This window comes from Temperatibacter marinus (assembly GCF_031598375.1).
Lineage (GTDB): Bacteria > Pseudomonadota > Alphaproteobacteria > Sphingomonadales > Kordiimonadaceae > Temperatibacter > Temperatibacter marinus.
The window spans coordinates 1326354-1341406 of sequence record NZ_CP123872.1 but is presented as its reverse complement, the minus strand read 5'-3'; the positions used below and the strand labels follow the sequence as shown (position 1 = coordinate 1341406).

Below are 15053 nucleotides of genomic sequence, written 5' to 3'. Positions count from 1 at the left end.
CCTCCTTTAGCCAAAAGCACCAATCTCATGCCCCAGTAAGGCAGAAATTGTCAGCACCAAATCATAGGCTTTTCTAATGGGTTTGAAAATTCTTTCATGCTCCCTGTCATATCCTTGGTAGCGATCCTCGAAGGTTTGATCTTCGCCGTAAGCGATATCGTCACTATGTTTAACATCCAGAGGAAAGATTTTTTCTAATTTATCCAGTGAGGATTCTATATCAAGATGGAAAAGATCATCAAGCATATCCTTCAAAGAAATATCTAGCCGACTGCTGAAACGCGGAATTTCCATTGCTTTCATATAGATAAATTGCAAAAGAGCCATGCGTGTCTCATGAAGTTGACACCAAACATCAGAATGCTTTGCATCACCGATAATTGGGCTGGCCTCATCGGACAGAATATCATTCAGCTGTTCTCCGTCACGACGAAGCTTACGCACTTCGTGGGCAAGCTTTTCCTGCCTGAACATATCTTCAAGAGTATTAGAAAGCCGCCTCATTCTTTCTTTCTGATCTTGATTCTCTATGGATTCTGAGAGAGTTAGCCAGCTATCACTATTCATCATCTCCTGATATCCACGAAGAACATGGACCGAGGAATATTTTGCGGCATGCATGGCTATATCAACAAGGCGCCTCAAGCGCGGTGAATTTTCATAGACTGTTGAAAAGCGCTCAGAAGCAAAATCAATAGCCGGCGCCAGACCCGCTACACTATTCGCCATGTAGCCCAGCTGTTGCAGCGTGGCATTATGGGGAATAGCTCTCAACTGAGAAACTTTTTCCATTTCTTGCCCACCAGAACCAGGCCCTTGTCGCTTTGTGGCCCGTGATCCGGTTGGGTAAAGCATATTTCGACCAATACTGTCTACAAGCGCGACATAGCCCGAACTATCACTCATTTGCTCTTGAAATTCACGAAGTGTTAAAAAGTAATCAAGCGACCAACCACTATAGGAATAGAGATGATCCCCATCATCAACCTGACGGCTTGATAAGCGAGCGTCTAGGAAGTTCGTGAGCACCGCGAGGGAAGACTCTGGGCTTGTAAACCACAAATATCCATCGCCCCCTTGAAAGCTCACTTCGTGTTTATGAGGCACGAGCAACCCGGATAAATTCCGTCTTACCTCTGGAGTATGCGTATAGAGGAAGCGGTCTTGCAAACTTGCAGGGTGTGCACCGCGTCCTATACTTTCTCCGTGGGTATCAAAGAAAAGCAATTGCACATCAGTCAGGCCTCGTTTCTTCCACAGGCGTGTTAACCTCAACTTAAAGCGCTCAATGGCTAAATTCGCTGCGAGTTGACCAATGTAACGGCCGCTATCAGAGAACCCTAGCTGTACACAAAAACGCCCCTGTTTTCTTATATATCGATCAAAATGTGGATTATCCAATAACTCATCAATCACTCGATCACCGCGCTGCAATCCAAGAGCCGTTTCAAACAGCGGAGAAATTTCCACATGATCATCAACATCGAACAAGCGAGCATAATAAAGCGCCGTCAGCATGGTAAAAGGCGTATCTGATTCTGCCACAAGCATACGAATAGGTGTTCGCCCATCAAAATGCTTCTCAAATTGTGCTGCCAGCATAAAGACACGTCTAGCTGTTGTTTTTTCTTTGTTCAGTGTTCCATAGTGTATATTCACTGGCTCAACGGTATCGAGTAATTTACTGATTGCTGCAAGGTAATGTCGACGACTAGCACTGCGATCAGGAGAACGAGTCAGCCCTATCTTACCTCTGATCGCATTATGCAGCTGAGCCGCATTTAAGCGAAAATGAATATGACAGAGGCCAAGTCCAAATGTTTTCCATTCAGCGCGGAAGACACCGAAATCAATCAAGGCTTGATCACTGGCTTCGGCTTTCATTAAATGGCCTAAAGCGTCTTCAATTTTCTCAATAGCCGCCTCTTTCTGAACCTTATGTTCCATAGCGACATGATTAAGCTGTGCGAAAGTTTGCTGATCAGCCGCTTCTTCTTCCTGTAGAAGAGAGCGACCTTTCGTAAATGTTTCCAATAAGAATTGCAGCTGTTCTCTAACAATTTTCAAATTGTTATTGTCACACTGCCCAAGAATTTCATCGGCTTTCACTATTAAATCTGTGAGCCCCTCAAGTGCTAGATGATATCTGAAGTCTAGACTAGTAGACCAAGTAATATCTGTTCGACCATCAAGATCAAAACCAACCCAACTGGCCAGCGTTAAAATACACGGATCAAACTCATGCCACTCCTCTGGATAGGCCTCCTGTGCCACTTCAAAAGCAATTCGGATCACCTTTCGATGTGCAGACCGTAGATTGTGCACTGCCTCTTCCGCTTGATTACGTTCTTCTTCAAGAGTCGGCGAGCCTTCTGGCCTTAAATTCTCAAATGCTGTTGTCTCGCCTGAGAGCAAGCCGTCTTTGATGCTATTGCGCACATCTTCGTGAAAGGCAAAGGTTGGGTGAGCTGTAAGAACAATCCCTCCCAGTTCCTGGCTACAAAGCTGTTGAAATTCAATAAAATTCCGTGTGCCCCCATGGCCGTCTTTCAACCGCCGTAAAACCGTTCTTAATTTCTCTAGATTTTCACCTTCATTCACAGTCCCCAATTGTGCTTGCATACGAAGTGCGCGTTTTTGAACAAGCTCCTTAGCTGTTCCTTTCAAGGCGGATTCGCATGAATCTAGCAGAGCCGGGTCTTGCAAAAAGTCAGATGCTTTTGACCAAGCGGATGAAAAATAAGAATGTTTGGTGTGACCTTGCATGGAAAGTCCCCTGAAGTTAAATTGAACAACTGTGTTTTACGCGGGACCTATGCCTACATTGACTATATGTCCCGGCAGGGTCAAGTAAGAAATGCGCTTTTGAAAGATTATTCTATTCGCGGTGCATTGCAGGAAGTCGCACTTCAAATCTTGCTCCCAAGATCTCTTCCTTGTCGGTCATTCTATTGGAGGCATGAATTGTACCGCCGTGGGCTTCCACGACCTGCTTTGAGATCGCCAGTCCCAGGCCAGAATGCCCCCCGCCCCCCGATAGAGCATGATGATCATCATGGTCGGGTCTTTCAGAATAAAAGCGTTTAAATATCTTATCCTCGGCCCCTTTACTGAGACCCTGACCTTCATCTTCAATACGGATAGTGATCAACTTTTCATTACTGCTGAGCTCTAGCCGAATAGTTTTATCCTGAGGTGTGAAAGTTAAGGCGTTATCGATAATATTACGCCATACTTGGCTTAAACGCTCCTCAATTCCCAAAACTTTATAGTCTTTTCCATCCGACGCCTTCATCTCAATTAATGGCCCCTCAGCGCATGAGGTTTGCTGATAAGTGTGAATCATATTCTTGAGCAATACTTCTAAATCAACCGGGTCCATTTTAGAACGCGTTAATTCTGCATCAAGACGCGACGCATCTGAAATGTCTGAGATCAACCGATCAAGGCGCTGAACATCGTCCTCTAAAATTGCCAGTAAGCGCTCTTTATGTTCTTTTTTATCGGTCAGTTTAATGGTTTCTAAAGCACTCCGCATACTTGTGAGAGGGTTCTTCAATTCATGTGCTACGTCAGCTGCAAAGCGCTCTACAGCATCAATTTGATTATAAAGAGCCCGCGTCATATCGGAAAGAGCCCGAGACAGGTCGCCGATCTCATCTTTTCGTTGAGAAAATTCTGGTAAACTGACTTCTTTCCCAATACCTCGCCTCACCCGAACAGCAGCACGAGCCAGTGTTCTTATCGGCGTGGCCAAAGTACGTCCTAAGAAAAATGAAAGCATCAACGTAACGGCAAATGCATATAAGAACACTCGTATAATAGAGAATTGTTCAGCCCTGACGATAGCCTCAATATCTTCCGTCGTAGCGCTGATATGCAAGGAGCCAAGCACGCGTCTAAACCGCTGAATTGGCAAAGCGATATTTACAACAATTAGGCCGTCCTGTTGACGTCTCAAAATTGTTTCAGGCATGCCTTCAAGGGCTTTTTTTACTTCAGGTAATGCAAAGGCGTTCGGGCCAGTCTCTTCATTTTGAAGAGGGAATTCTTTTTGATCTGCAAAATAATCTATGGCCCGATAGAGTGATTCTTCAAACCGTTGCAGTAATGACTGCTCGTCGCGGGGGTCAGGCAAGGGCTCAGCAATCACTTTATTTTCACCTGATAGAAACCGGCTATCGATAATGAGTTTCTCTTCAGTGCTGAACAAACGAGCCCTGACATTCGTCGGCCCGACAAGTCTGTTGATAATGGGACGTGCAACAGAACTGTCAATATCCTCATCCCCTTGGGCGGCTTCTCCAATAGCTGCCGCGATAATTTCGGCTTGTACTTCTAAGTTAGCGGTCGTGCGTTGTAAAAGTTCATATCGAAACTGGTTCACATAAAGAACACCGCCAGCGAGGATAACCACCGCCAATAGGTTAATCAACATAACCCTGAACATAAGCGGCGAATACCCACGTGTATAAAGACCGGAAGATAAACCGGCTTTTTGATCACTCTTATGTTTTGGTGGAACCACGCAATCGTCCTCTCAAGATTTTACTAATCTTGTTTATAACGATATCCCACACCGTAAAGGGTTTCAATGGCTGAAAACTCCCCATCCACTTTTCTGAATTTTTTGCGCAGGCGTTTGATATGACTATCTATGGTTCTATCATCCACATAGACATCGTCAGAATAGGCACTATCCATCAAATTATCACGACTTTTTACGTGACCAGGGTGCTGCGTTAATGACTGCAATATCAAAAATTCTGTGACGGTAAGGGTAACCGATTGATCTTTCCATTTTACAGAATGACGGAGACTATCAAGTTCTAAGTGGCCGCGCACCATGACTTCTTCTTCAGAAATTTCAACTGCGTCATTTTTGCGATCTGATGGTGGTTTTGCACGCATTTCCGTCCGTCGTAGAAGAGCCCGAATGCGCTCAATCAAAAGCCGCTGGGAAAAAGGCTTACCAATATAATCATCTGCCCCCATGCGCAATCCCAGAAGTTGATCAATTTCTTCGTCTTTACTGGTTAGAAAAATTACGGGCATGTCACTAACTTCGCGAATTTTCCGCAGCAATTCCATTCCGTCCATTCTTGGCATCTTAATATCAAACACGGCTAAATCGGCCGGATTTTTTGAAAGCGCATCATAGGCCTTCTGGCCATCAGGATAAGTTCTGACACGAAAACCCTCTGATTCGAGGGCAATCGTTACGGACGTTAAAATATTACGGTCATCATCAACCAAGGCAATTGTAGCTGTCATAGGTCCCCCTAGCGGTCGTTTTATTCAGTCTATCGAGTGCTGAAATATTTGCAATCTCTGTTACTTATTAATTGTAACTTTCTGAAAGCTTTCACTCTTTTTAAGACCAAAAAAAGACAGCAACATGTCTAAATAAGGGTTACGCCTTATTCTACACAATATGCGATCGGCTTGCCCATAATTATTTTTGCTTGATTTTAAACGCTGAAAATGTTTATCAGAGATGAACGAATTGGTTATCCAATTCTTTTTTATAGCAGCTGGTCCCAAATTTGCTGCACTAAAAATTATACAGGCACTAATCATGTCTGTTTTGGAGGTATAGTCTTGTCTATTTACGGAAACTCACCAAGTAAGGTGGGCCTTGAAAAACAGGGTCTCACAGAAATTTCTTCTGAATACTGGAATTTGAATGCGGCGCAGCTCTATGAAGAGTCTTTAAAGCGTGGCGAATCAGAAGTGGCGGCCCACGGCCCTCTCGTCGTAAAGACCGGGGCAAAAACTGGCCGCTCAGCAAATGATAAATTCACCGTAAGAGACGAGACTACAGAAAATACCGTATGGTGGGGAAAAGTGAACAGCCCTATCACTCCTGAAAACTGGGAGACAATCTATGCGGCCTTTATCGACCACGCCAAAGGAAAAGATCTCTTCGTACAGGACGTCTATGCCGGTGCAGACAAAAACCACCAAATTAGCGTAAGAATGATCGGTGAATTCGCTTGGCACAGTCTCTTCTGTCGCACGATGTTAATCCGCCCAGATCTCTCTGAGTTAGAAGATTTCGACCCAGAATTTTCTGTTATCAACCTGCCAAGTTTCAAGGCTGATCCTGCCACAATGGGTTGTAACTCTGAAACGATCATTGCGGTAAACTTTACCAAGAAGATGGTTCTCATCGGCGGTACAGAATATGCTGGAGAAAATAAAAAGTCAGTATTCTCTATCCTAAACTATTTGTTAACAGACAAAGAAATCATGCCCATGCACTGCTCGGCAAATATTGGCCCTGACGGTGATGTTGCAATCTTTTTCGGCCTTAGTGGCACAGGGAAAACAACACTCTCTGCTGACAGTAGCCGCACCTTGATAGGGGATGATGAGCATGGCTGGTCTGATTCCAGCGTGTTCAACTTTGAAGGTGGCTGTTACGCCAAACTTATCAATCTATCAGCAGAAGCAGAACCCGAAATATATGAGACAACACGCCGCTTTGGCACTGTTGTTGAGAATGTGATGATGGACCCTGTTACTCGAGAATTGGATCTATTTGATAACAGCTTAGCGGAAAACACACGTGCTGCCTATCCAATCGATTTCATTCCCAACACGAGCGCAGAAAATATGGGCGGCAAGCCGACCAACATCATCATGCTCACCGCTGATGCATTTGGTGTTTTACCTCCGATTGCCCGTCTGTCCCCAGAACAAGCCATGTATCACTTCCTCTCAGGGTATACGGCAAAAGTAGCCGGCACAGAAATTGGCGTTAAAGAACCTCAAGCAACTTTCTCAGCCTGTTTTGGAGGCCCCTTCATGCCTCGCCACCCAGCTATCTATGGCAACTTACTTCGCAAAAAAATCGCTGAAGGAAATGTGACATGCTGGCTTGTCAATACAGGTTGGACTGGCGGCGAATACGGGACAGGGCATAGAATGCCTATTAAACAGACACGAGCCATGCTGCACGCTGCCCTAGATGGAAGCCTTGAAGGCATGGAAACGCGCGTAGATGACCGTTTTGGCTTTGAAGTCCCTGTATCGATTAAAGGTGTTGAGACTGCAATTCTATCTCCGAGAGAGACTTGGGCTGATCAAAATGCTTATGACGCTAAAGCAGATTATCTGGCTGGACTATTCAATACAAATTTCGAAAAATTCGAAAGCCATGTAGATGCTGACGTGCTTGCAACAGCGCCAAAGGCACTTAAACAGGCGGTTGCCGCTGAATAAAAATTCCTCCTGCAAGGGAGTGGTTGCAAGACCACATAGGGTTCCCTCGGGAACCCTTTTTTTTGGGAATATTTACCCTTACCTACGCCGTTCTTCATTCTGGCGTGTAAAAGGTTTTTCCGTCTGCATTTAAGCGTTGATTGTTACGCGTTGTAAGTATTTTTACTGGGTCTCCAACCTGCACATCTCCTGTTGTAAGGGGCATCGCATTCTGGCCAAAGTAGAGCAACTTGTCGATTGCTTGTCTTGTCGACCTCAGGGCCTGAGTGACTGGAAGCGCTTTGTCTTTCAGTTGGGTCTCCGGGTCATATTCGGGCATAATACAGCGCGAACACCCAAAGGTTATCTCAAAAGTGTTCCCCCCAATTTGGACCTGATCCCATGTATCTTCTGCATAGGCTTTCTCAACGCCCCCAATCACAATATTCGGGCGGAAATGCCTCTGGGATATGGGATTATCAAGATGACTATTCAAAGCCTCAAGCGAGGCATCGCTGGTCATAAGAAGCGGCATTAAATCAACAAAGTTATGAGGGACATTTACAAGTGGCGATTGGCGTCGACTGTCCTCTGTTGTTTCCACTAGCCTGACTTCTTTCCCCACGATAGAAGAAAGATAGTTAGCCACAGCATCCCCGAGATCCTGAGCTGAAATCTGGTCCCCCCAAATTCTATAATTCTGGCTCTGACCGCGTGCTGACAATGAAACAGAAATCTTCTTTCCCTGATAGGCTAAGAGTAAATTATCATCACAAACAACTGCTTCGATGCCTAACAGAGCAGGCTTTTCGCGTGCAGTAAGCGCTACGCCATTCCGCGCAAGTACCACAGAAAAACGACGATCTCCCTCTAGGCCTTGAGGCGAAAAACGTGCCTCTTGAACTTGCAAGCCGCGCATGGATTTTACCGGATGAACATAAAGTTCTTTAATATACATCATCTTGATCTTGCCCCGTCTAATGCCTTCCTATATACAAGCCACATGGCACGTGAAAATTTAAAAAATTTCGGATTTCCCAGATGGGGTGAGTATGGCAAAGAACATGATGCTGAGCCAGTAAAAATGTGCGACTATCGTGGTTGCAATGAAAAAGGCTCACATCCTGCACCAAAATCGCCTCACACACCGCAAGATCGTTGGTATTTTTGCCAGCGTCATGCTGCGGAATATAATCGAAATTGGGACTTTTTCTCAGGCATGTCTGATGAAGAAGCTCTCAAATTTATGAAGGACGAAGAAGCCAGCAGCAGTGATGCCTTCGCTGGCAGTCGTACTTTTGAATGGGGTGGTGCAGAAGATGAAAATGGCTTTTCGAGAACAGAAATTGCCGCACTCGATACTTTAGAGCTTGATACAGATACGGATGCTGACGCCATCAAAAAGCAATATCGCAGACTGGCAAAAGCCTATCATCCAGATGCCAATCCTGGAGATCCGCAAGCTGCAGAAAAATTTCACGCAATTCAGACAGCCTATGATGTTCTAAAAGTTAAATCCTTCGCGCCATCAGCCTGATGAGTTGCCCCAAGGGATACGACGACCAAAAACAGCGAGACACGGCACTATAGATCGCCTACACCCTTTTGACTGATATAAAAAGCGAAGAGAATTAAGATGGCTGATCCCTTAAAAATGACACCGAAAAACTGGGGACTTCTTTTCCTCTTATCTTCCTTTTGGGGGAGTAGTTTTATTGCCCACGAAGTTATTTTAACACATTACGGACCACTGACCACTGTCGCCTTTCGAGTTGCAGGCGGCGCTCTGATCCTGTTGCCGCTGTTATTGCTTCTGGGTCATACCATTCCCAAAGGCTTTAAAGTGTGGCGTTTTCTATTTGTCATAGGGTGCTTCACCAATGCCCTTCCCTTTTCTCTAATGTTATGGAGTCAGCAATATATCGATGCGGGCATGGCCTCAATTATGAATGCCACAACACCTATAATGACTGTTATTCTAGCGCATTTCCTGACTCAGGATGAAAAAGTGACGCCCAGAAAAATATTCGGAATCACCATTGGTTTCCTTGGCATTCTTATTCTTTTTAACCCAGGCGCTCTCTCATTTTCAGGAATGGCTTTTTGGGGGCAACTGGGCATGCTAGGAACTGCAACTTTTTATGCCTTCGGTGTCATCTTCTTAAGGAAATTAACAGATACAGGTCTGACCCCCTATCAAGGCGCTTTTGGGCAATTGGCAACCAGCTCCGTCATCATGATCCCTATAGCATGGGTCGCAGAGGATTTTACCGCCTTGTCGATGCCGAATGCAGACGTCATAACTGCTTTATTAATGCTCACAATATTTTGCAGTGCTATCGCTTATCTCATTTTCTTTAAGCTCACCAAAGAAGCGGGCGCTACCAATGCATCTCTCGTAACCGTCACCATCCCTCCCTTCACCATCATCATGGGTGTTATCCTTTTGGATGAGAGTTTTGGAGGCACAGAATTTGCTGGCATTGCTCTCATAACCATAGGGCTCCTCATCATGAATGGATATATAAATTTGAAGAAGCGGCGGAAATCCTAGGAAGAGGCCTATTGCTTAGGACGATTGTCGCTTAGGGCGCTGTTCAAAGCTCCCTCCGCAATTTGGACAAGTATGGTTCAATGGCCCTTCAACACACGAGCGACAAAATGTACACTCATACGAGCATATGTGAGCTTCGTCACTATCAGGTGGCAGTGATTTTTCACATTTTTCACAGGCATCTTTCATTTGAAGCATTCTTTACTCCCTCTTCTAAAAAGATTTTATCACAAAGCTCTGTAAGTGTTGGCATAAAATCTGCTATGCTAATAATCAATGAAAAGATTAACTATGATTATTGATCGGGAGTCAATCATGATCAAACCTATTTTAGCGACAGCTGTCCTTGCAGTTTCCATGGCCTCAACAGCCACCACGCAGGATATTAACTACCAAAACCCTCAATCCTGGGGCGGTACATGCAAGACAGGGAAAAGCCAGTCACCAATTGATATTAATGGCACAGAAGCGGCGCACACTTACGCGCTGCAGCTGCATTATAATGTGACGGCTTTAGATCTTGTGAATACTGGATCTGGACTGCAGCAAACCTACCAAGCAGGCAGCATGATGAAAGTTGGCATGAAAAGCTATGAACTTAAGCATATCAATTTTCATACACCCTCTGAGCATACGATTATGGGGAAAAAATTTCCTGCAGCTTTGCACTTTGTTCATACAGACCAGAGTGGCAATGTCGCAATCATCGGCGCCATGGTCGAGACAGGCACTGAAAATGCAGCCGCTAAGGAGTTGCTTGCCTCTCTACCCGCCAACAAAGGTGACTCGCGAAAAAATGCTAGAACACAGATCAATGCAAGAGATTTGATGCCGCACAATAAAAGCTATTATCGCTATATGGGATCGCTTACCACTCCGCCTTGTTCAGAAGGTGTGAATTGGTATCTTCTCAAAACACCTATTCAAATGTCTGCCGGCCAACTTCAAGCTCTTGAAGGGGTGATGAAAATGAATGCGCGCCCTGTGCAATCTAGAAATTATAGATTGATCGTTGATACAAACTCACAATAGGAAGTTTTTATGAAACAGGTAAAATCTATCATCGCTTTGTGTAGCCTTCTGTATCTATCTGCATGTCAGGTAGGGGGTGCAGGGCCTTCAATTCGATCTGAAAAAATAGCCAGCCCCCTTAAGTCCGCTCTTTGCGCCAAAGATCCTGCTGCAGCCCTATCCCATCTAAATCAAGCCAGTGATACGCCGGTGAATAATCTTTTTGCAGCTGTTGCTCTCACGCAAGGGGGCAAACATCTCACCGCAAGACAAATATTTGCTGACTTAGCCAGAAGTAATGATCAATCAGGCATCAACCTTTCATGTCTTTCCCTCGCTGGAACTGTAAGTTCTGTTGCCGCTGATCAACTTGTTATGTTGCAGCAAATTCTCGTGCAACATGATGTGAAACTTGTTGCTGAAAAGCCATTGCATTCGGGCCTAGATCCTGTGAAGCCGACACAGAAGAAAGCCGCAAAACAAACCCTAGACCGAGATCAGCAAGCCGCTGCTCTTCTTCGGTTAAATACTCAAATTACTACTCCAGCATCCGCCACGATGGCAGGCACTTGGTTCTCACATTTTGCCTCTTATTTTTCCGAAGACAAAGCCACAGCAGCTGTGGCGATTTTCGAAGAGCGATACAAGCCATTAAAAGGTGTCATTGGCATTTGGACAGTTCAATCAAATCGCGGCATTGTATGGCGAGTGGGCGTGCCTGCTGATGAGTGGTCTGACACAGATAGGCTTTGTGTGACCATACGTGCTGTCGGCGATTACTGTAAAGTCATCGACCGATTACAATAGGTCAATTTCACAAGTAAAATTTAAGCTCTGAGACGCAATTCTGCTGTTCAGGGCTTTTTTAATATGCTAACCAAAGTGTCTCTGCTGTCGTGAGGGACGATGGTATAAAAAAACAACTGGAGGGGAGTGTCACTATGGCTGGTGCAGCTCAAGTTCAATGGTCATCTAGAATGGCTTTTATTTTTGCAGCGGTAGGTTCTGCTGTCGGTCTCGGCAACATTTGGAGGTTTCCTTATGTTGCAGGTGAGAACGGCGGATCTGCTTTCATTTTAATGTATATTGCTTTCGTCTTTTTAATTGGCTTGCCTGTTTTAATTGCAGAGCTATCTATTGGGCGACGTGGTGGCAAAAGCCCCATAGGCTCTTTGGGGGCGATTGCGAAAGAATCTGCAGCTAATCCGAAATGGGCATGGCTTGGTCATATTGGTACTTTCGGTGGCGGTTTGGGCCTCCTATCTTTCTACAGCGTGATCGCTGGGTGGGTTATGAGCTATGTTATTCAAGCGGCGACTGGTGCTTTTAGTGACATCACGGCTGATGCGGCAACAGCGGCAATGGGTGAATTTACGAGCAATGCTGGGACGGTAACTTTCTGGCATCTACTCTTTATCATGGTAACAGTCGTGATCGTTGGAAAAGGCATAAAGGGGGGTCTAGAAAAGGCCGTAACTTATCTAATGCCCCTGTTATTCCTCATCATTTTGTTGCTTTTGGGTTATTCTCTTGCAACTGGGGATATGGTAAAGACCGCAGAATTTCTCTTTACACCTGATTGGTCTAAGATTAATGGCTCAACAGCCCTAAGCGCTCTTGGGCAGGCCTTTTTCTCTTTATCAGTCACTGTTGGAACAATGCTGGCTTATGGCTCGTATTTACCGAAGGACATTAGCCTTCATAAGTCTGGCGCCTTAATCGCCACAGCGGATACTCTAGTCGCCTTGATTGCAGGGCTTGCTATCTTCCCGCTTGTTTTTGCATATGGCCTCGCCCCAGATGCTGGTCCTAGCTTAATCTTTAAGACACTTCCCATTGCTTTTGGGCAGATGCCTGGCGGTAGCTTTATCGCAACAGCCTTCTTTGTCTTACTCACAATAGCAGCGATCACATCATCTATTTCGCTTCTCGAGCCGGGTGTTGCTTATTTTGAAGAAAAATTTGGCATGACACGCTGGAGAGCAGCAATCATTGGTGGAGCCATTGCATTTGCAGTAGGATTGATGACTGTCTTCTCATGGAATGATGCAGCTGAATTCCTGCCATTAGCATGGATGGGCCTTGAGCAATTGCCAAATGGTAAAGTTGCCAATATGGGTGAAATCATTGACTTCACCGTTTCAAATATCATCATGCCTGTAGGTGGCCTCTTACTTGCGATCTTTGTTGGCTGGTTTGTAAGCCGTGATAGCATGAAAGATGAAATGGGTCTTCCTGAAGGCGGTGTCTTTGAAATCTGGCATGTTCTTATTAAATATGTCTGCCCGGCAGCTCTTATTTGGGTTCTCGCCAGTGGCCTAGGAGTCTTTTAAGACTATCTCATAAAACAAGAGGAAACCGCTATCCTTGGATGGCGGTTTTTTTGTCTGGTCAAAACTTTGGGGTCGAGAGATTAAATGTGATTGAAAAGGAATCACCATGAGGCAAAAATTTGAAGCTTTATTTGCGCGTTTCATTTGTGCACTTCCAAAGGGTCTAATCCGCTTGATGGTGGGGCCGGCTGTTACTGTAAACGGTAAGACACTCGATCCTTACGTTCAATTTATCTTAGAGATATCTCCGCCTCAATTTGGCGACCAATTAACGCCAGAGCATCTGCGTTTTGATATTGAACAATCTGGCCCTATGCTCGCCCCAAAGCCTGATCGTTCTATAGAAACCACAGAGTTGATCATCCAAGGCGGCGGCCACGATGTGCCAGCTCTGTTTATCGCACCGAAGAAACTCATTGACCGTGTCACCCCGGTTCTAGTTTATTTCCACGGCGGTGGACATGTGGCTGGGTCACCAAAGTCGCATCACGGTATTTGTTCAAAAATTGCGTCCTATGCAAAATGTAAGGTCATCTCAATCGACTATCGCATGGCTCCCGAGCATGTCTTTCCAGCAGGTATTGAAGACTGTATTGCCGCTTATGATTATGTCGTTGATCATGCAGAAAATTTTCGAATTGATGCCAGGAAAATTATCATTGGCGGCGATAGCGCAGGCGGTAATATTGCTGCAATTCTCGCTCAACAGCTTAAGGACCACGACCAACCTCCTTGTCTGCAGATGCTATGGGTTCCGTGGGTAGACCTAGCCCATTTTCATCCTTCCATTTCAACCTTTGGGAAGGGTTATCTTTTGGATGAGACACTGATTCAGTGGTTCATTGATCTTTATATTCCAGCAGATGTCGATAAAAAAGATCCGAGAATCTCTCCTCTTTATGGTGTCGTCGAGGGTGTTTGCCCGGCAATCATTTCAACAGCAGCCTTTGATCCGCTCCGCGATGAAGGCATGGCGTATGCCTCTAAGCTAGCTGAGGCAGGGGTATCGGTTGACGCCACATGCTATGAAGGATTGCCGCATCCTATGCTAAACCTTTCAGGTCATGTAAAATCGGCAAAGGCTGCATTTGAACAGTCTTTAGATAAAATGGTAAATTTTCTAGAAAAAACTCCCTAAAGAGACACGCGCTTACCGATATATTTCATATATGTGAGCGGAAATAGTCTTTGAAAAAAGCGGGCCATCAAAGCATCTTTACCAATAAAGATTCTTGGTTTATTTTTCTCAAGTCCTTTAATGATCACCTCTGCAGCATAGGCTGGAGGTGCCACCAACGCCTTTTCTGCCAAGGAAAGCAAATGCTCACGCTCTACCTCTTTTAATGTATCTGGGAAAAGCGAATCTTTGGCGATATTGGTCGCAACACCTCCAGGATGAACACAACTAATAGCAATATGACTCCGTCGATACTCATGGCGTAAACTTTCGGTAAAGCCTCGCACAGCGAACTTACTGGCACAATAAGCCGTCTGATTTGGCGGAGCAATAAAACCAAAAATACTTGAAATATTTACGAGTTTTGCGAAGGAAGCTTTCTCCAAAGCAGGCATAAAAGCTCGTGTCATATTCACCACGCCAAACAGGTTGACCTGAAGCAACCGATCAAACTGTGTTTCCGAAGTATTCTTGAAATCTGCACCAATGGCGATGCCTGCGTTATTGATCAGCACATTAATTTCTTCGTGGTCATTCAATATTTGCTCTGGTAATGCACGGACCACATCAGCATCCCCAACATCTGCATGATACGATGTTATCTTTCCAGGACTTCCTTCCAGTGATTGTACCAAGGCTGCAAGAGCTTCTTCTTTAAGATCAACAAGAGCAAGATGACTGCCCCGCTCTGCAAAAGCCTTGGCAAGGGCTTTTCCTATACCGCTCGCCGCCCCTGTAATAACAATTGTTTTATCTTCAAACATGATTTTGC

At 45.1% G+C, this 15053-nt stretch carries 13 protein-coding genes; 7 read left to right on the top strand and 6 right to left on the bottom strand.

Features of this window, described 5'->3' with window-relative positions; translation table 11 throughout:
• Positions 1–6 precede the first annotated feature (6 nt).
• The 3 genes from QGN29_RS05995 to QGN29_RS05985 all read right to left on the bottom strand — a co-directional run bounded on the left by QGN29_RS05995 (position 7) and on the right by QGN29_RS05985 (position 5274).
• Positions 7–2766, bottom strand: a complete 2760-nt coding sequence (locus tag QGN29_RS05995) for a phosphoenolpyruvate carboxylase (protein WP_310799788.1) — start codon at positions 2764–2766, stop codon at positions 7–9.
• A gap of 112 nt (positions 2767–2878) precedes the next feature.
• Positions 2879–4528 (bottom strand): sensor histidine kinase, encoded by a 1650-nt coding sequence (locus QGN29_RS05990; RefSeq protein ID WP_310799787.1) that lies wholly within the window; start codon positions 4526–4528, stop codon positions 2879–2881.
• 23 nt (positions 4529–4551) lie between these two features.
• Positions 4552–5274, bottom strand: coding sequence for a response regulator (locus QGN29_RS05985; protein WP_310799786.1), 723 nt, complete (start codon positions 5272–5274; stop codon positions 4552–4554).
• Positions 5275–5484: 210 nt separating this feature from the next.
• On the opposite strand from QGN29_RS05985, the gene QGN29_RS05980 reads away from it, so the two are divergent.
• Positions 5485–7227, top strand: coding sequence for a phosphoenolpyruvate carboxykinase (locus QGN29_RS05980; protein WP_375164643.1), 1743 nt, complete (start codon positions 5485–5487; stop codon positions 7225–7227).
• 94 nt (positions 7228–7321) lie between these two features.
• Here the strand turns inward: QGN29_RS05980 and QGN29_RS05975 are convergent, their stop codons facing one another.
• Positions 7322–8167: an MOSC domain-containing protein gene (locus tag QGN29_RS05975; RefSeq protein ID WP_310799784.1), complete on the bottom strand. Its 846-nt coding sequence runs from the start codon at positions 8165–8167 to the stop codon at positions 7322–7324.
• Here QGN29_RS05975 and QGN29_RS05970 point away from each other — a divergent pair.
• Positions 8138–8743, top strand: a complete 606-nt coding sequence (locus QGN29_RS05970; protein ID WP_310799783.1) for a J domain-containing protein — start codon at positions 8138–8140, stop codon at positions 8741–8743. The genes QGN29_RS05975 and QGN29_RS05970 overlap by 30 nt on opposite strands.
• A 99-nt stretch (positions 8744–8842) precedes the next feature.
• On the top strand, positions 8843–9760 hold the full coding sequence (locus QGN29_RS05965; RefSeq protein WP_310799782.1) for a DMT family transporter: 918 nt from the start codon (positions 8843–8845) through the stop codon (positions 9758–9760).
• A 15-nt stretch (positions 9761–9775) separates the two neighbouring features.
• On the opposite strand, the gene QGN29_RS14475 is transcribed toward QGN29_RS05965, so the two are convergent.
• On the bottom strand, positions 9776–9949 hold the full coding sequence (locus QGN29_RS14475) for a DUF1272 domain-containing protein (protein ID WP_375164686.1): 174 nt from the start codon (positions 9947–9949) through the stop codon (positions 9776–9778).
• Positions 9950–10075: 126 nt separating this feature from the next.
• Here QGN29_RS14475 and QGN29_RS05960 point away from each other — a divergent pair, with 126 nt between their 5' ends.
• From QGN29_RS05960 to QGN29_RS05945, 4 genes are all read left to right on the top strand, one after another.
• Positions 10076–10792, top strand: coding sequence for a carbonic anhydrase (locus QGN29_RS05960; protein WP_310799781.1), 717 nt, complete (start codon positions 10076–10078; stop codon positions 10790–10792).
• A 9-nt stretch (positions 10793–10801) separates the two neighbouring features.
• Positions 10802–11578: a hypothetical protein gene (locus QGN29_RS05955; RefSeq protein WP_310799780.1), complete on the top strand. Its 777-nt coding sequence runs from the start codon at positions 10802–10804 to the stop codon at positions 11576–11578.
• Between the two features lie 134 nt (positions 11579–11712).
• Positions 11713–13104 (top strand): sodium-dependent transporter, encoded by a 1392-nt coding sequence (locus QGN29_RS05950; RefSeq protein ID WP_310799779.1) that lies wholly within the window; start codon positions 11713–11715, stop codon positions 13102–13104.
• A 106-nt stretch (positions 13105–13210) separates the two neighbouring features.
• Positions 13211–14242 (top strand): alpha/beta hydrolase, encoded by a 1032-nt coding sequence (locus QGN29_RS05945; protein WP_310799778.1) that lies wholly within the window; start codon positions 13211–13213, stop codon positions 14240–14242.
• Here the strand turns inward: QGN29_RS05945 and QGN29_RS05940 are convergent.
• The gene (locus QGN29_RS05940; RefSeq protein ID WP_310799777.1) at positions 14239–15045 is read right to left on the bottom strand and encodes an SDR family NAD(P)-dependent oxidoreductase; all 807 of its coding nucleotides are present in this window, start codon (positions 15043–15045) and stop codon (positions 14239–14241) included. The genes QGN29_RS05945 and QGN29_RS05940 overlap by 4 nt on opposite strands.
• Between the last annotated feature and the right edge of the window lie 8 nt (positions 15046–15053).